Below are 17,845 nucleotides of genomic sequence, written 5' to 3' on the forward strand. Positions count from 1 at the left end.
AGAAGTTCAGGATTTATTTTTCTTTCAGGGCTTTCTTGAAGAACCCGTCTATCTTGTCGAAAGGTATCACATCGAGGTTGTCGTACAGATCGACGTGATTGGCTCCGGGGATAATCAGAAGCTCTTTATTGTCGCCCGTCAATCGTTTGTAGGCATCTTCGCTGAAATAGCGAGAATGGGCTTCGGCTCCGTGTATCATCAGGACAGCGCTGCGTATTTCACTGATATAGGAGAGGAGCGGCATATTGATGAACGCTAAGGAACTGATATTGCTGATTCCTTTGTTGGAGTTGGGCGAACGACGATGATAGCCTCTTGCAGTTTTATAATAGTCGTGGTATTGACGGACAAAGAGCGGGGCATCTTCGGGAACAGGATCGACCACACCGCCGTTGAGCTCGTAACTGTCGTTGCGATAATCTTCGGTGCGCTGGGCATTGAGCTGTTCGCGCAGCTTGTATCGGTCGTCTGCACTCATGGCATCGAAATATCCGTTGGCATTCACGCGGCTCATGTCGTACATGGTGGATGTTACCGTAGCTTGATGCGCGGGTCGTTGGCCGCAGCATTGAGAGCGAATCCTCCCCATCCGCAGATACCAAGGATGCCGATATGCTGTGGATCTACATCATTGCGGGTAATCAGGTAATCGACTGCCGCACTGAAATCTTCCGTGCTGATTTCGGGTGAGGTCAGGTAACGGGGTGTACCGCCGCTCTCTCCATAGAACGAAGGGTCGAATGCAAGGGTCAGAAAACCACGCTCGGCAAGGGTTTGGGCGTAGCGGCCCGACACCTGCTCTTTTACTGCTCCGTAAGGGCCGCTGACTGCGATGGCCGCCAGATGTCCTTGCGTATTTTTCGGTTTATACAGGTCTGCGGCAAGCGTAATGCCGTAGCGGTTGTGAAACGTAATTTTCGAATGTTCCACTTTGTCACTCTGCGGGAATGTCTTGTCCCATTTCTGCGTTAATTCCAATGTATCCATATCTGTTGATTTTATGTTATGTACCGTAATTATTCCCGACGCCATGACATTCGTAAACGTCAGGAACATCAGAATAGCGATTGTTTGTATCTTCCTCATGTCGTTTATTCTTTAATTAATGATGTGAACAAAGGTAGTGCAGCTCAACTGTTCCGGCGTTAGACAAATTACGGATTGAACTACCAATTTTACAGATTTTCAACGCACGACGGTGTCGATTTTGTATTCATAATACGATGGATAAATTGTCAAGATATACAATAACCCCCTTTTGAGGCCGTTTTTCTATTTCATCCGAAATCTTGATCGATTTTGAACTGACTTTTTTCACGGTTTTAACCCTTCCGGTTGACACTCTATAAAAAGAGGTGCCGAGCTCATTCCAAAAAGCGTACAATTTGATTACCGGAAACCGGAAAGACCGACAAAGTGATAAAGCTTAACTCCCGGAGAATCGAATATTTGAAAATAAAACGGACGGCGTTCCAAATATCGCAAGGAAATTCAGGTGCTTTTTTGCCCTTTAGACGGTCCTCTTTTCAATTACGACCGTCCAAATCGCCATTACGACCGTGCTAATCTTCGCGAGGTGCCGAGTGCACTACACATTAGCACGGTCGCGATGGCAAAGAGGACGGTCGTAATGGCTGGAAACGCTCAAAAAAGAGGAAAAAGTCCCTTTTTGACGCCGAAAAAGTGGATTAACATTTGTTTAATTTTGGATGCCTTTTGAGCCTGGAAAATACGTTTTATACAATAAGCCCCCCTCTTGAACAATTATTATTTAGAAATGGACTTTGAATCTGACTATGCCTATCTGTTTTATATATGGATTAGAATCGCTATTTTTGTAACTAATCATATTTATAGAATTAAAAAATAATCAAGATGAGAAAGAATTTTGGAGCAAAACCGTGGAGCTATCCTCAACCCGTGTTTATCGTTGCGACTTATGATGAGGAAGGAACGCCTGATGCCATGAATGCCGCATGGGGAGGTATTGACTTGGATGACCAGATAAACCTGTGCCTGAGTGCCGGTCACAAGACCGTGAAAAATCTGCTTGCTACAAAAGCTTTCACTGTGAGTATGGGTACGGTAGAACAATTGGCTGCCTGTGATTATGTAGGTATTGTTTCCGGAAACAAAGAGCCGGATAAGTTTGCCAAAGCCGGTTTTCATGCTACGAAGTCCGAATTTGTAAATGCTCCGCTCATTGACGAACTGCCGATGGCCATTGAGTGTGAACTCATATCGTATGATTCCGAAACCTGCCACCTTGTGGGCCGCATCATCAATGTTTCGGCGGATGAATCTGTGTTGGATGAAAAAGGTAAGATCGATCCAGCCAAGCTACGTCCTATCACTTTTGATCCGGTACATAACGACTATCTTGTAATCGGTGAAAAAGTAGGGAATGCATTCAAGGATGGAGTGGCATTAAGGTAAATGTAAAATGAAGATACTGGAAACTGAGCGGTTAATATTGAGAACGCTGGTACAGGACGATTTTGATGAGGTATGCAAGTTGTTACAGGATAGTGAAGTTATGTACGCTTACGAAGGGCCCTTCAGCGATCAGGAAGTACAGGAGTGGCTGGATAAACAGTTCAGGCGCTATCGGCATGACGGTTTCGGCTTATGGGGCGTGGTGGAGAAAAGCAGTAACGAATTGATCGGGCAATGCGGCATTACTTATCAAGAATTTGACGGAAAACAAATTGCCGAAGTCGGCTATCTGTTCCGGAAAGAGTTTTGGCATAAAGGCTTTGCCACCGAAGCGGCTATCGCTTGCCGGGAATATGCCTTTCATGCGCTTGGTTTCAACGAAGTTTATTCTATCATCCGGGATACGAATATCGCTTCCCAAAAAGTGGCACAACGTAACGGGATGGAGAAAGTCGCAACTTTCGTCAAGCACTATCGGGGTGTGGATATGCCGCATTTCGTTTATAAGAAAAAGTGAACTATCTGCATCTGGTCGGACGGATACGTCTGAACAAATTCGTCCTGATTATGATTATATAATAAAAGCCCTTTCCTTTTGCACGGATTGTAAGGACGAAAAGGGCTTTTCCTTTGTTTTTGAAAGGTTTGCCGAAACGGCATCGTTTTATATAATAATTTAACTAAATGGCGGATAAAATGATTATTTCTATTAATGTGTCAAATAAATTGCGATTGTATGAATAATATGTAATATAATGTAAGTATCTTTGCACGCAAAATAAAAACAAGTTAGAACCAAATGGAAGTACTTAAACACGAGTGTGGAGTCGCCATGGTCCGGTTACTAAAGCCTTTGGAATATTATCATCAGAAGTATGGTACCTGGATGTATGGGCTCAATAAGCTCTATTTGTTGATGGAAAAGCAGCATAACCGCGGTCAGGAGGGAGCCGGTTTAGCCTGCGTTAAGTTAGAAGCCAGCCCCGGTGAAGAATATATGTTTCGGGAAAGAGCATTAGGAACCGGAGCTATTACCGAAATATTCGCTGACGTTCATCAACATTACAAAGATTTACCACCCGGTAAGCTGAACGATCCGTTTTTTGCTAAGACAGACCTTCCTTTTGCAGGAGAACTTTATATGGGACACCTGCGTTACAGTACAACCGGTAAATCCGGTATTTCCTACGTCCATCCTTTTTTACGCCGCAACAACTGGAGAGCCAAGAACCTCGCTCTTTGCGGTAATTTCAATCTTACCAACGTTCAACATATTTTCGAAGAGATAACAGCCATCGGTCAGCACCCGCGCGCCTATGCCGACACCTTTATCATGCTCGAGCAGGTGGGACACCGCCTGGATCGCGAGGTAGAACGTCTGTATCAGAAATACGAGGCCGAGGGATTGACGGGCATGGATATTACAAACGCAATCGAGGCGAATGTGGATCTGGCGAATGTCCTGAAACGTTGCGCACCGCAGTGGGACGGCGGTTACGTGATCTGCGGGCTGACCGGAAGCGGGGAGTCCTTCAGCGTTCGCGATCCCTGGGGCATCCGTCCGGCTTTCTATTATGCCGACGACGAGATTGTGATTCTGGCCAGTGAGCGTCCGGTTATCCAGACAGCCATGAACGTACATGCGGAAGATATCCGCGAACTGCAAAGGGGAGAAGCCCTCTTTATCAACAAGAAAGGCGAATGGCGCACGTCGCAGATCGTGGAGCCGAAAGAGAATAAAGCCTGCTCGTTTGAGCGCATCTACTTCTCCCGGGGTAGCGATGTGGATATTTACAAAGAGCGCAAACGCTTGGGTGAAAACCTGGTTCCGGCCATTCTGAAATCGGTGGACAACGATCTGAACCATACTGTCTTCTCTTTCATCCCCAACACGGCCGAGGTGGCCTATTTCGGTATGCAGGAGGGATTGAACGAATACCTGAACAAGGTCAAGAAGGAATGGATCGCCGACCGCAGCCACCTGTTGCTGGAAAAAGAACTGGAACAGATACTTTCCATGCGCGTCCGGTGCGAGAAAGTGGCGATTAAGGATATAAAATTGCGTACTTTTATCGCCGAAGGCAACAGCCGCAACGATTTGGCAACCCATGTGTATGATATTACTTACGGCAGCATCGTGCCCGATGTGGACAACCTGGTCGTGATAGACGACAGTATTGTGCGCGGGACGACCCTCCGGCAAAGTATCATCGGAATCCTGGATCGTCTGCATCCGAAGAAAATCGTGATTGTCTCGTCCTCGCCGCAGGTGCGTTATCCGGACTATTACGGCATCGACATGTCGCGTATGAACGAGTTCATCGCTTTCAAGGCTGCTGTTGCCCTGCTGAAAGACCGGGGTATGGAAAACATTCTGCTGGATGCCTACCGCAAGGCGAAGAAGCAACAGGCCGGGCAGGACGGAACGATTGTGAATTATGTCAAGGAAATATATGCGCCTTTCACCGACGAAGAGATTTCCGCCAAGATGGTGGAACTGCTTACTCCGGCCGGTACACGGGCGAAAGTGGAGATCGTCTACCAGACGCTCGAAGGCCTGCACGCATCTTGCCCGAATCATCCGGGAGACTGGTATTTCTCGGGAGATTATCCGACACCGGGCGGCACGCGCATGGTGAACGAAGCGTTTATTCATTATATGGAAGAAGAATATTTAGTCAATTAAAAGAAATATGCAAGTTAGAAAAACAGCGACATTGGTTTTGGATGACGGAAGCGAGTTCCACGGCTTCTCTTTTGGTTACGATAAGGCGGTAGCCGGCGAAGTGGTGTTCAATACTGCCATGACCGGTTATCCGGAAAGCCTTACCGATCCTTCGTACGCCGGTCAGTTGATGGTGCTGACCTATCCGTTGGTCGGAAACTACGGAGTACCTCCTTTCTCTATCGAAGAGAATGATCTGCCTACGTTTATGGAAAGTGAGAAAATCCATGCGGAGGCAATTATTGTGAGTGACTATAGCGAAGAATATAGCCACTGGAATGCTGTGGAAAGCCTGAGTGACTGGCTGAAGCGGGAAATGATTCCCGGAATTACGGGCATAGACACCCGTGCATTGACAAAAAAGATACGCGAGCATGGGGTAATGATGGGACGCATCGTTATCAGCGATGCCGATAACGAAGTGGAAAGTGGAAAGGTGAAAGATGAAAGTGAAATGCCGGATTACGGAAGCATCAACTACGTCGACCGTGTTTCTTGCAAAGATATCATCGTCTACCGGCCCGACGGCACCTCTACCACTTACCCTATAGGCTCTGATAACTTTCAACTTTCACCTTTCAACTCTCAACTAAAGCGCGTTGTGCTTCTTGACTGTGGCGTGAAAGCGAATATCATACGCTGCCTGCTGAAACGGAATGTGACTGTTGTTCGCGTCCCTTGGGACTACGACTTCAATACGCTGGAATACGACGGGCTTTTCATCTCGAACGGTCCCGGCGACCCGGATACCTGCGATGTGGCTGTCCAGCATATCCGCAAGGCACTTGCCGGAGACAAACCGATCTGCGGCATCTGCATGGGAAACCAGTTGCTTGCCAAAGCAGGCGGCGCCTCTATCTATAAACTGAAATACGGTCATCGCAGCCATAACCAGCCGGTGCGCATGGTCGGGACGGAGAAGTGCTTCATCACCAGCCAGAATCATGGTTATGCTGTAGACAACGATACATTGGGCGCAGACTGGGAGCCGCTCTTTATCAATATGAACGACGGGACGAACGAAGGTATCAAGCATAAGACGAAGCCTTTCTTCTCTTCCCAGTTCCACCCCGAAGCATGCAGCGGACCGACGGATACGGAGTTCATCTTCGATAAGTTTGTAGCGTTGCTTTAACCTGATTTTTAAGATTAATACGAATAACAATGAAAGAAGATATAAAGAAAGTCCTGGTACTCGGTTCCGGAGCCCTCAAGATAGGGGAAGCGGGCGAGTTTGATTATTCAGGCAGCCAGGCGTTGAAGGCCATTAAGGAAGAAGGCATCGAGACAGTGCTTATCAACCCGAACATCGCGACGGTGCAGACCTCGGAAGGCGTGGCAGACACGGTCTATTTCCTGCCCGTCACCCCGTTCTTCGTCGAGAAGGTGATTGCCAAGGAACGTCCCGAAGGTATCCTGTTAGCGTTCGGCGGACAGACGGCGTTGAACTGCGGCGTTGCGCTCTACCAGAGTGGCGTGTTGGAAAAATATAACGTCCGTGTGCTCGGTACTCCGGTGCAGGCCATTATGGACACGGAAGACCGTGAGTTGTTTGTCCACAAGCTCGACGAGATTGGCGTGAAGACCATCAAGAGCGAGGCGGTGGAGAATGCGGCGGATGCCCGTCGTGCAGCAGCCGAGTTGGGCTATCCGGTGATTGTCCGCGCTGCATACGCGCTGGGCGGTCTGGGTTCCGGCTTCTGCGACAACGAGGCGGAACTGGATGTGCTGGTTGAAAAAGCCTTCTCTTTCTCGCCCCAGGTGTTGGTCGAGAAGAGCCTGAAAGGTTGGAAGGAAGTGGAGTATGAAGTGGTACGCGACCGTTTCGACAACTGTATCACGGTTTGTAATATGGAAAACTTCGACCCGTTAGGCATCCATACCGGTGAAAGTATCGTCATCGCCCCGTCGCAAACGCTGACCAACAGCGAATATCATAAACTGCGCGAGTTAGCTATCCGCATCATCCGCCATATCGGTATCGTGGGTGAATGTAACGTGCAGTATGCTTTCGACCCCGAAAGCGAGGACTACCGCGTGATCGAGGTGAACGCCCGCCTGAGCCGTTCTTCCGCATTAGCATCGAAAGCGACAGGTTATCCGCTTGCCTTTGTCGCTGCCAAGTTAGGGTTAGGTTACGGCCTGTTCGACCTGAAGAACTCGGTGACGAAGACGACGAGTGCATTCTTCGAACCAGCTCTCGACTACGTAGTTTGCAAGATTCCGCGCTGGGACTTAGGCAAGTTCCACGGCGTAGCCCGTGAATTAGGCTCGAGCATGAAATCCGTCGGCGAGGTAATGGCTATCGGTCGTACCTTCGAAGAGGCTATCCAGAAAGGCCTGCGTATGATCGGGCAGGGTATGCACGGTTTCGTGGAAAACAAAGAGTTAGTGATTGAAGACATCGACAAGGCGCTTCACGAGCCGACCGACCGGCGTGTCTTCGCTATCTCCAAAGCGTTCCGCGCCGGATATACGGTCGACCAGATACATGAACTGACCAAGATAGACCGCTGGTTCCTGCAAAAGCTTTATGGCATCATGCAGACCTCCAAGGAGCTTCACAAATTGACAATTGACAATGGACAATTGACAATTAAGAAAGAAGAGAAGGACTCTAATTGTCCATTGTCCATTGTCCATTGTCCATTGCTTCGCATGGCGAAGCAGCAGGGATTCTCCGACTTCCAGATTGCCCGCGCTTTCGGCCTCGAAGAAGATATCGAGAAGGGCATGATGCTGGTTCGCCAGTTCCGTAAGGCGCATGGCATTGTTCCGGTGGTGAAGCAGATCGATACGCTGGCAGCCGAATATCCGGCACAGACCAACTATCTGTATCTGACCTACAGCGGGACGGAAAACGATGTCCAGTATGTAGGCGACCACCGTTCCATTGTCGTCTTAGGGTCGGGTGCTTACCGTATCGGCAGCTCGGTAGAGTTCGACTGGTGTGGCGTGCAGGCGCTGAACACGATCCGCAAGGAGGGCTGGCGTTCGGTGATGATCAACTATAATCCTGAAACGGTTTCGACCGACTACGATATGTGCGACCGCCTTTATTTCGACGAGCTGACCTTCGAGCGTGTCATGGATATCCTCGAACTGGAGAATCCGCACGGCGTGATCGTCTCTACGGGCGGCCAGATTCCGAATAACCTGGCTATGCGTCTCGACGAGCAGTATGTCAACATTTTAGGGACGTCGGCCAAGAGCATCGACAATGCCGAAGACCGTGAGAAGTTCTCCGCCATGCTGGACCGCATCGGTGTGGACCAGCCGCGCTGGAAAGAGCTTTCCTCGATGGACGATATCAACGACTTTGTGGCCGAAGTAGGTTTCCCGGTTTTGGTTCGTCCGAGCTACGTGCTGAGCGGTGCGGCGATGAACGTCTGCTCCAATCAGGAAGAGTTGGAACGCTTCCTGCAACTGGCGGCTAACGTGTCGAAGAAACATCCGGTCGTGGTCAGCCAGTTTATCGAACATGCTAAAGAGGTGGAAATGGATGCGGTGGCCGATAAGGGCGAGATCGTGATGTATGCGATCTCCGAGCATATCGAGTTTGCCGGGGTGCACTCGGGTGATGCGACTATCCAGTTCCCGTCGCAGAAGCTGTATGTCGAAACCGTGCGCCGTATCAAACGGATCAGCCGTCAGATTGCGAAAGAGTTGAACATCTCCGGTCCGTTCAATATCCAGTATCTGGCTAAAGGTAACGAAATAAAGGTGATCGAGTGTAACCTCCGTGCGAGTCGCTCCTTCCCGTTTGTGAGCAAGGTGTTGAAGATAAACCTGATCGAACTGGCTACCCGTATCATGCTGGGCCTGCCTGTCGAAAAACCGAGCAAGAATGAGTTCGACCTGGATTATGTGGGCATCAAGGCCTCCCAGTTCTCCTTCAACCGCTTGCAGAAGGCCGACCCGGTTCTGGGTGTCGATATGGCTTCGACGGGCGAAGTAGGCTGTATCGGCGATGACCTCTCCGAAGCAGTCCTGAAGAGTATGCTTTCCGTCGGTCTCCGCATTCCGGAAAAGAGTATCCTGCTCTCTACCGGAACACCGAAACAGAAAGTGGCCATGCTGGACGCTGCCCGGATGTTGGCCGAAAAAGGCTACACCCTTTACGCGACAGGCGGCACACACCGCTTCCTCGAAGAGAACGGCATCTCTAACACGCAGGTGTTCTGGCCGAGCGAAGCGGACAAACAACCGCAGGCACTCGACATGCTGCACGAAAAGAAGATCGACATGGTTGTCAACATCCCGCGCGACCTCTCGGCCGGCGAGCTGGACAACGGCTATAAAATCCGCCGTGCCGCTATCGACCTGAACATCCCGCTGATCACGAATGCCCGCTTGGCAAGCGCTTTTATCGAGGCGTTCTGCACGCTGAGTCTGGATGATATACAGATTAAGAGTTGGCAAGAGTATAAATAACGTTACTTTTGGCTTGATCCAAAAGTACAACAAGATCAAGGCTTAACCGTTCGGGCTACTCCGGGCAAAGGCTACGCTGTCGCCTGCGAAACTCGCTTCGCTCAGACAGCGCAGGCTCCTGCCGCTTCGCCTTTACCCTCCGCTTTACGCCCGCCCGCTTAGGCCTTTCCGAGAAAGCTCCGCTTTCTTTTGGGATTGCCGACACCGCCTGTTCCTTTGCGATCCCGCATCGAGTGCGGGAATGAGGAAGCCATCCTTGTCCCCGCGCTTGACGCGGGGCCGCAAAGAAGTAGGCGGTATCGGCAATCCCAATAGGGAGCGGAGCTCCCTATTTCCGGCCTAAACTGGTGAGCGTTAAGCGCAGAGACCGCAGTGAGCGATAGGAGCGTCTGCTGTAGGGGTCGTTCGCGAACGACCCTTACGACGCGACAGCGAACGGAGGGAACGGAGTAGCGAAGCAGGTTAAGCCTTGAACTTTGGTTACTTTTCTTTCAAGAGAAAAGTAACATCGTTATCTTTGTAGTATTATAAAATAAACCAATATGAAGATAGGATTATTTATCCCCTGTTATATCAATGCGGTATACCCGGAAGTTGGTGTTGCTTCTTATAAACTACTGAAAAGTCTCGGGTTGGATGTGGACTATCCGCTGGATCAGACTTGCTGCGGCCAGCCGATGGCGAACGCCGGTTTCGAGCATGAATCGTTGGGGTTGGCTGTCCGGATGGAGGAGTTGTTCAGCAAATACGATTATGTGGTAGGCCCTTCCGCCAGTTGTGTGGCTTTCGTCAAGGAAAACCATCCTGGCATCCTCGAGAAAGCCGGACATGTGTGTATGAACAGCAAGAAGATATATGATATCTGCGAGTTCTTGCACGATGTCGTGAAGGTGAAAGAACTGAAAGCCGAGTTTCCCCATAAGGTGAGCATTCATAATAGCTGCCACGGTGTGCGCGAGTTGCACCTCTCTTCTCCCAGCGAGCGTAATATCCCGTATTACTCCAAGCTGCGCGACCTCCTTTCTCTGGTGCGGGGCATCGAGATATTCGAGCCGAAACGCATAGACGAGTGTTGTGGTTTCGGCGGTATGTTTGCCGTCGAAGAACCGGAAGTCTCCGTCTGCATGGGACAGGACAAGGTGAAAGACCACATGAGCACGGGGGCCGAATACATCACCGGCGCCGACAGCTCTTGCCTGATGCATATGGAAGGCGTGATCAAGCGCGACAATCTTCCTGTCAAAACGATTCATATTGTTGAAATATTAGCCTCCGGATTATGAGCACGAAACATTCAAAAGCGGCTGCCCGCTTCATCGCGAACCGCAAACAGGAAGCCTGGCACGACGAAACCCTCTGGATGGTACGTGCCAAACGGGATAAAATGAGCCATTCGATTCCCGAATGGGAACGCTTGCGCGAACTGGCCTCAGACATCAAACTCTATTCGAACAGCCACCTGGACACGCTGCTCGAGGAGTTCGAAAAGAATGCCCTTGCCAACGGAGCCATTGTCCATTGGGCGAAAGATGCGGCAGAACATAACGCCATCGTGCAGGAAATCCTCCGCCAACACGATGCCCATACGCTGATTAAGAGCAAATCCATGCTGACGGAAGAATGCGGCATGAACGAATTTCTGCAGGAGCAGGGCTATGACATCATCGAAAGCGACCTGGGCGAGCGTATCCTGCAATGGATGCATCTCCATCCCAGCCATATCGTGATGCCGGCCATCCACATCAAACGCCAGGAAGTCGGCGAGATGATGGAGCGCGTACTGGGTACGGAAAAAGGCAATTCCGACCCGACCTATCTGACACATGCTGTGCGGAAGAACATGCGTGAAAAGTTCCTGACCGCCGATGTTGCGATGACGGGGGCTAACTTTGCAGTGGCTTCGACCGGCGAGATCGTGGTCTGCACCAACGAGGGAAATGCCGATATGGGAACATCCTTCCCGAAAGTCCATATCGCAACGTCCGGAATGGAAAAGATTGTCCCTTCCCGGGAGGCATTGGGCGTCTTCACCCGCTTGCTGGCACGTTCCGGTACGGGACAGCCGGTCACATCCTATACTTCCCATTACTGCAAACCGAAGGAGGGCGGCGAATTTCATATTATCATTGTCGATAACGGCCGTAGCGACATCCTGGCACGCCCCGACCATATCCACATGCTCAACTGCATCCGGTGTGGAGAATGCATGAATACGTGTCCGGTTTATCGCCGCACGGGCGGTTATTCCTATACCTATTTTATACCCGGTCCGGTCGGTATCAACCTGGGAATGTTGAAAGACCCGGTGAAGTATTCGGACAATGTGTCCGCCTGCTCGCTTTGTCTCTCCTGTTCCAATGTCTGTCCGGTCAAGATAGACCTCGGCGAACAGATCTACCGCTGGCGTCAGGATCTGGACAGGATAGGGAAGGCGAGTACGGAGAAGAAGATTATGTCCGGCGGCATGAAGTTCCTGATGGAACGCCCGAAACTGTTCAACACCGCTTTGCGGTTTGCCCCGTTAGTGAACAAGATGCCTCGTTTTATGATCTACAATGGTCTGAATGCGTGGGGTAAAGGCCGCGAGCTGCCCACCTTCGCCAAACAGTCTTTCAATGATATGTGGAAAAACAACAAGATAAAATAACGACAACAATGAGTAGTAAAAACGACATATTATCCGCAATCCGCAGTCACACCGGCAAACGCTACGATATGCCCGACCTGACACTGGATGCGATCGTTTACGAAGATAAAATCGCCCAATTCGCCGACGCCCTGCAAGCTGCTGGAGGAAAAGCCGTTCTTTTGCAGACCGGTGAAGACGTTAACGACATCATCCGCCAGCATTTTCCGGATGCTGTCCGTATTGCGTCTAACCTGCCCGATATCACCTGTGCGACCTTTAATCCCGACGACCTTGTCGACCCTCGTGAGTTGAACAACACCGATCTTGCCATCGTGGAAGGCCATTTCGGTGTAGCTGAAAACGGGGCTGTTTGGATCACCCGTCAGGTGAAACATAAGGCTCTGTATTTCATTTCCAACAGCCTGGTTATGCTGATCGATAGAGAGGCGATCGTGAATAATATGCATGAAGCCTACAAACGGACGGAAGGTATGACCTATGATTTTGGAGCCTTCATCTCCGGTCCTTCCAAGACTGCCGATATCGAACAGGCGCTTGTGTTTGGTGCACATGGACCGGTCGGAGTATTAGTGATATTGAAGTAAATAAAAATACGGATTTCACGGATTAACATGATCATTTATTGATCGAGTCCGCGAAATCCGTAAAATCCGGATATTGTTTTTATGATTTGTTGAACAAAGAAGCAATCCATAATACCAGAATCGCTCCGACTGTAGCCGTAATCAGGCTGCCGATTATGCCGGAAGCAGCAATTCCGAACAGACCGAATACCCAGCCGCCCAAAACGCCGCCTATTATTCCTAAAATCAAATTGATTATCACTCCGAAGCCACCGCCCCGCATTATTTTACCGGCAAGAAAACCGGCTACTATCCCTATAAGAATGTACCATAAGAACCCCATAGCTTTTAAATTTTATATTATACGTATATATAACTGTTTGTAAAGGAACAAAGTTGTCTTTGAAGGCAATTTTCTGTTGATACGGATTTGTTTTGTCAAATAAGTGGTTATATCGGAAAAACGTGTATCTTTGCGGTCATAAATTATATAAGTATTCCGATGAAAATATCCAAGTAAGCCGGTTTTCGACATAAACACTTTATCGATGTAATTGTCAATTGTCCATTTTCAATTGTCCATTGTTTAGTCCGGCCTTTCCCCCAGTGCCACTCTCCGGCACGTTTGTGAATTATCCTTTTAGTTTTAATTTCTTAATCCAAAGAAAACTATGTGCATATCCGTACATCAGCTATGCTATGTTCATGCCGACAAAGAACCACTTTTTCAGAACATCAATTTAACAGTTAATAAAGGACAGCGTTTGGCGCTGGTCGGCAATAATGGTTCCGGTAAATCGACCTTACTGCGTATTCTCGAAGGAAGCCTGAAACCCTCCTCAGGAGAGGTTGTATGTACTTCCCGGCCTTATTACGTCCCGCAACATTTCGGGCAGTTCGACCACCTGACGGTGGCGGAGGCTTTGCGGGTGGACGGACCGATAAAGGCACTTCATGCTATTCTTGCGGGCGACGCTTCGGTGGAAAATTTTACCCGTCTGAATGACGATTGGAGTGTGGAGGAACGTTGCCTCTCGGCTCTTGCTTTCTGGGATTTGGAACATCTGCAATTATCCCAACCGATGCATTCGTTGAGCGGAGGGGAAAAGACAAAGGTGTTCCTTTCCGGCATTTCGGTTCATACACCGGAAATAATCCTGATGGACGAACCGACGAACCATCTGGATATATCCAGTCGGGACAAACTCTATGAAATGGTCCGGACCGGGCGTTCGACCCTGTTGATTGTCAGCCATGACCGGACGTTGCTGAACCTTTTACCAGGCATCTGTGAACTGGAAAGGAACGGCGTTACTCTCTACGGCGGCAATTATGATTTCTATAAGGAGCAGAAGGAGCTGGCTTTGACAGCCTTGCAGAACCAGTTGGATGAAAAGGAAAAAGAGTTGCGCCTGGCTCGCAAAATGGCCCGTGAAACGTTGGAACGGAAGAATAAAGCGAATGCCCATAGCGATAAGACGAGTTTTAAAAAGGGAATTTCGCGGATGGCTGTCAATACGCTGAAAGATAAAGCAGAGAAGAGTACTGTCCGGCTGAATGATGTCCACGAGGAGAAGATCGTTTCCCTGCAAAGTTCGGTTGCGGAACTCCAGAACACAATCCCTGATATGCGGGCGCTTCAGACGAACTTTAATTCTTCCGCCTTACACACCGGCAAGATACTGATAACTGCCGAACAGGTCAACTTCGGCTATTCTTCCTCTTGCCTGTGGCCGTCGCCGCTGGATTTTCGGATCAGGAGTGGAGACCGCGTTCATATTACCGGGAATAACGGGAGCGGGAAAACTACTCTGGTCAGGCTTTTACTGGGTGAATTGCAGCCGGTGTCCGGAGTAATCACGCGGGCTGATTTCAGTTATCTTTATATCGACCAGGAATGTTCTGTGATCGATCCCGCCCTGACTGTCTTTGAACAGACGGAACGCTTCAATACCGGACATAAGGCGGAGCATGAACTGAAATCGATCCTGAACCGTTATCTGTTTCCTTACGGGACGTGGGATAAACCTTGCGCCTGTCTGAGTGGGGGAGAGAAGATACGCCTGCTGTTCTGCTGCCTGATGATTGGCAATAATACACCGGATCTGTTTATTTTAGACGAACCGACGAACAATCTGGATATTCGGAGTGTTGAGATAATAACAGCGGCTATAAAGAGTTATAGAGGAACGGTGCTGTTGATCTCGCATGATCTTTATTTTGTGAAAGAAATACAAATAAACCGCTCCATTAAACTTTTTAATTCCGGACCTGTTATTAAGACATAGTGTTTTTCATGGTATTAGAATTAAGTTAGATTAGGTTATCCGTCCCGTTCGCGAGAATAGGACGGTTTTCTTTTTTATCTGATTTGCCGTTTCCTTTCAGGGTTTGTATTTTGAAGCTGTCAGGATGGCTTGGCTGTCGTTGTTCTGCATCAGAGCTTCGGGCGTAGCATCCGTTTCCTTCATATATTTGTCAACAATCTGCCAACCGATCCAACTGCCGATGTTTCCCGGAGCGTCGCTGGAGAGGAACACGCAGGGCGTACTTTCGAAATATTTGGCAGTCGTCATCTGGTCGGGAGTGTAGAGGTGTTTGCGTTCTATGATTGCTTTCCACAGGTTGGCTTCGTTTTCCTTGCACCAGTTATAGGAAGCCCCGGTGTAACCCATTAGCTGTTCGGGCGTCAGTTCGGGGAATGCCTGGTGGATCAGGTATTTTATTTTTCCTTCATAAACCATGCGGTCCAGCAGCACATTCTCTTTTCCTTCAAACGGATATTCGGACATCAACCAACCGGCCAGATAGTCGGGAACGATATGTTCGGGCGTCATGAGGCGGCGTTGGAAATCGTAGAAGAACTCCTGATAGAGAGGGTATTCTTCGCCTAAGTATTTATCGATTGAGATAGATAGCAGGCTGTCGCCGACCAATACATTCTGGTTAAAACCGGAAACGTGCATATAAATAGCCGGAATCTGCATGGATGGGAAACAAGCTTTCAGCCATGCGAAACCGTTGCCTAATTGTTGTTCGATCTGTGATACGTCGTCATATTGGCGGATGGCATCGGCATACAGGCTTTTCAGCGTCGGTTCGGAATAGTAGTTTGTCAGCTTATCGAAGAATCCGGGCATTGCCGGCGATTTCATATTCAGGATGCCTTTTCCGAGGACGTCGAGCATTTGGGGATATCCGCCGGTGATTTCTGCTTGTCGGGTTGAGTCGCCTGTATCGACCAGCTTAAAAAGCTCTTTGTCGAAACGGTTGATTTTTACCGGAGCAGCCGACGTGACGGCAGCCGGAATATGGGAGTTCTGCCCGTTACAACTAAACAGGTAGAATGACAGGGAAAGTACCAGCAGTAATTTTGATTTCATAAGAATTTCATTTGAATCGACAACGTTACCAATAATAACGGATATAGTTACATTATATTGTACAATCCCTTCTTTGTATTCACTCGAACGAATGTCGATGATTCACATATCAACAAATGCAGTACTTCATGGGTTTATAGTGCCGTAAAGGAATGAATAACCCGGCAGATAGAATGAATGATGCGGGATGTGTGCCCCTTCGATACCTACCCGCTATTCATGTCACAGTCGTGAAACAAAAGATTACCGTTTGATCAGCACTGTCAGTCGCAAGGAGAGGTCGAAGAAGACCATTTTTGCATTTACGTTCTGTGTCACATGGCGTTCTGCTTTTGCCAATTCGTCCATGATGTCGATTACATTCCGCTCATTGATAAAAGGAGCGAACTTCACGGCGAAACCGGCTTCGTCCAGATTCATATAATTAAGTTCCGGCGATTGGAAACGGTACATGAAATTCTCGCGTATCAGATGTTGGCAGTAAGCCAGGAAGTTTTTTTGCCGTTCGCGGCCGATGCTTGCCAATACGTCCGCCATATCTTTCATGCCCCTGACATTCCGTGCCCAGGAGTTACGCATCATACCTTTGAATTGTTCCAGATAGAACTTGTTCTCTTCCCCTAAGCTGATTGCTTCGACTGCTTTCAGGTAGCTGCCGTTTGCCAGGTGGGCGACATGCTTGGCATCTTCGGGAGCCAACCCGAAGCGGGAGATCATAGCGGTTGTGATGTCTTCCGGTTGAATGCCCCGCACATTGATACGCTGTGCACGCGAAAGAATCGTTCCTAAAACCAGGTCGGGAAGTTCCGATACCATCAGGATAACTGTGTTCTGCGGCGGTTCCTCAATGATTTTCAAGAGCTTGTTGGCACAGGTCGGATGCAGTTTTTCAGGTAGCCAGACCAGCAAGATCCGGTAGGTCGCTTCATATATTTTGAGGCTTAGCTTGCGGATAATCTCGTCGCTTTCCTTCGAATAGATCAATGCCTGCGAATTGCCTGCGTCGATATAATCCAGCCAGTTGTCAATATCGAAATAAGGACGGTCTTTCAGGAAACCCCGCCATTCGGTGAGGTAATCGTCGCAGACTTCCTTCTTCTTCTCTTTCTTGGAAATAATCGGAAACACGAAGTGGAGGTCCGGGTGTGCCAGTTCGCTGTACTTCAGACATGACGGGCAATGGCCGCAAGAATCCGTTTCTGTCCGATCCGTGCAGTTCAGGTAGCGTGCATAAGCCAATGCAAGAGGAAAAGCGCCTGCACCGCCCTGTTCCGTGAAAAGTTGTGCATGCGGGACGACGCCTGTTTGCGCCGATTGTATAAGTCGTTTTTTTATATCTTCCTGACCGATAATATCTTTGAAGTACATGTATGCTCCTTATTGAGTTGATAGAGCAAAGGTACGAATAATTTTTTCTTTGATGCCTTTCGCAATAAAAAGCAGGAGCAAAAAAGGATATAAAGCCAGATCCATTGCAATAAACAAAACGTATTTCATCTTCGTAAAAATTATAATTTTACCAGTAAGACGGTGATGTCTCGAAAAACCCCTATTCAATAACAATCTTTTTTTCATTTTGTTGCATAACTTCTGATCTTTTGTCGATTTTATCCGGGTGAGGTTTTTACCGATTGGATGACTCTTCTTTTTATAT

The 17,845-nt window shown here is 48.8% G+C and carries 12 protein-coding genes and 1 pseudogene; 9 read left to right on the top strand and 4 right to left on the bottom strand.

All coding sequences use genetic code 11. The annotated features are described in order from the left end of the window. Positions 1–13: 13 nt before the first annotated feature. Positions 14–1,032 (bottom strand): annotated as a pseudogene (locus tag DW083_RS07560) (alpha/beta hydrolase). 843 nt (positions 1,033–1,875) lie between these two features. Here DW083_RS07560 and DW083_RS07565 point away from each other — a divergent pair. From DW083_RS07565 to DW083_RS07600, 8 genes are all read left to right on the top strand, one after another. Further along, positions 1,876–2,436: a flavin reductase family protein gene (locus DW083_RS07565; protein WP_122331972.1), complete on the top strand. Its 561-nt coding sequence runs from the start codon at positions 1,876–1,878 to the stop codon at positions 2,434–2,436. A 7-nt stretch (positions 2,437–2,443) separates the two neighbouring features. Further along, entirely contained in the window at positions 2,444–2,953 is a 510-nt protein-coding gene (locus DW083_RS07570) for a GNAT family N-acetyltransferase (RefSeq protein ID WP_115499795.1), read from the top strand. A 282-nt stretch (positions 2,954–3,235) separates the two neighbouring features. Then, positions 3,236–5,122, top strand: coding sequence for an amidophosphoribosyltransferase (locus DW083_RS07575; RefSeq protein WP_122331973.1), 1,887 nt, complete (start codon positions 3,236–3,238; stop codon positions 5,120–5,122). A gap of 7 nt (positions 5,123–5,129) precedes the next feature. Then, positions 5,130–6,296, top strand: a complete 1,167-nt coding sequence (gene carA / locus DW083_RS07580; RefSeq protein ID WP_122331974.1) for a glutamine-hydrolyzing carbamoyl-phosphate synthase small subunit — start codon at positions 5,130–5,132, stop codon at positions 6,294–6,296. Positions 6,297–6,325: 29 nt separating this feature from the next. Further along, entirely contained in the window at positions 6,326–9,595 is a 3,270-nt protein-coding gene (carB, locus tag DW083_RS07585) for a carbamoyl-phosphate synthase (glutamine-hydrolyzing) large subunit (RefSeq protein ID WP_122331975.1), read from the top strand. A 542-nt stretch (positions 9,596–10,137) separates the two neighbouring features. Beyond that, positions 10,138–10,878, top strand: a complete 741-nt coding sequence (locus DW083_RS07590; RefSeq protein ID WP_115499791.1) for a (Fe-S)-binding protein — start codon at positions 10,138–10,140, stop codon at positions 10,876–10,878. Beyond that, positions 10,875–12,242: a lactate utilization protein B gene (locus DW083_RS07595; protein WP_122331976.1), complete on the top strand. Its 1,368-nt coding sequence runs from the start codon at positions 10,875–10,877 to the stop codon at positions 12,240–12,242. Before DW083_RS07590 ends, DW083_RS07595 begins: the two co-directional genes overlap by 4 nt. A gap of 8 nt (positions 12,243–12,250) precedes the next feature. Further along, positions 12,251–12,829, top strand: coding sequence for an LUD domain-containing protein (locus DW083_RS07600; RefSeq protein ID WP_122331977.1), 579 nt, complete (start codon positions 12,251–12,253; stop codon positions 12,827–12,829). 79 nt (positions 12,830–12,908) lie between these two features. Here DW083_RS07600 and DW083_RS07605 read toward each other — a convergent pair whose 3' ends face one another. Continuing rightward, positions 12,909–13,151, bottom strand: coding sequence for a GlsB/YeaQ/YmgE family stress response membrane protein (locus DW083_RS07605; protein ID WP_115499788.1), 243 nt, complete (start codon positions 13,149–13,151; stop codon positions 12,909–12,911). 328 nt (positions 13,152–13,479) lie between these two features. Here DW083_RS07605 and DW083_RS07615 point away from each other — a divergent pair, with 328 nt between their 5' ends. Continuing rightward, positions 13,480–15,096 (top strand): ABC-F family ATP-binding cassette domain-containing protein, encoded by a 1,617-nt coding sequence (locus DW083_RS07615; RefSeq protein WP_122331979.1) that lies wholly within the window; start codon positions 13,480–13,482, stop codon positions 15,094–15,096. 96 nt (positions 15,097–15,192) lie between these two features. Here the strand turns inward: DW083_RS07615 and DW083_RS07620 are convergent, their stop codons facing one another. Together DW083_RS07620 and DW083_RS07625 are read right to left on the bottom strand one after the other, a co-directional pair. Next, complete coding sequence (locus DW083_RS07620; RefSeq protein ID WP_122331980.1) at positions 15,193–16,191, bottom strand: gliding motility protein GldB; 999 nt, start codon at positions 16,189–16,191, stop codon at positions 15,193–15,195. A gap of 243 nt (positions 16,192–16,434) precedes the next feature. Next, on the bottom strand, positions 16,435–17,559 hold the full coding sequence (locus tag DW083_RS07625) for a DNA polymerase III subunit delta (RefSeq protein WP_122331981.1): 1,125 nt from the start codon (positions 17,557–17,559) through the stop codon (positions 16,435–16,437). Positions 17,560–17,845: the final 286 nt, after the last annotated feature.

Origin of the sequence: Parabacteroides sp. AF48-14, assembly GCF_003477465.1 — a bacterium.
GTDB classification, from domain to species: domain Bacteria; phylum Bacteroidota; class Bacteroidia; order Bacteroidales; family Tannerellaceae; genus Parabacteroides; species Parabacteroides acidifaciens.

Bases quoted from the DNA above. Each gene is read 5' to 3' on its own strand.
- DW083_RS07590 (WP_115499791.1), top strand. From the start codon at position 10,138: ATGAAGATAGGATTATTTATCCCCTGTTATATCAATGCGGTATACCCG.
- DW083_RS07600 (WP_122331977.1), top strand. From the start codon at position 12,251: ATGAGTAGTAAAAACGACATATTATCCGCAATCCGCAGTCACACCGGC.
- DW083_RS07575 (WP_122331973.1), top strand. From the start codon at position 3,236: ATGGAAGTACTTAAACACGAGTGTGGAGTCGCCATGGTCCGGTTACTA.
- DW083_RS07565 (WP_122331972.1), top strand. From the start codon at position 1,876: ATGAGAAAGAATTTTGGAGCAAAACCGTGGAGCTATCCTCAACCCGTG.
- DW083_RS07615 (WP_122331979.1), top strand. From the start codon at position 13,480: ATGTGCATATCCGTACATCAGCTATGCTATGTTCATGCCGACAAAGAA.
- carB (WP_122331975.1), top strand. From the start codon at position 6,326: ATGAAAGAAGATATAAAGAAAGTCCTGGTACTCGGTTCCGGAGCCCTC.
- DW083_RS07605 (WP_115499788.1), bottom strand. From the start codon at position 13,151: ATGGGGTTCTTATGGTACATTCTTATAGGGATAGTAGCCGGTTTTCTT.
- DW083_RS07620 (WP_122331980.1), bottom strand. From the start codon at position 16,191: ATGAAATCAAAATTACTGCTGGTACTTTCCCTGTCATTCTACCTGTTT.
- DW083_RS07595 (WP_122331976.1), top strand. From the start codon at position 10,875: ATGAGCACGAAACATTCAAAAGCGGCTGCCCGCTTCATCGCGAACCGC.
- carA (WP_122331974.1), top strand. From the start codon at position 5,130: ATGCAAGTTAGAAAAACAGCGACATTGGTTTTGGATGACGGAAGCGAG.
- DW083_RS07570 (WP_115499795.1), top strand. From the start codon at position 2,444: ATGAAGATACTGGAAACTGAGCGGTTAATATTGAGAACGCTGGTACAG.
- DW083_RS07625 (WP_122331981.1), bottom strand. From the start codon at position 17,559: ATGTACTTCAAAGATATTATCGGTCAGGAAGATATAAAAAAACGACTT.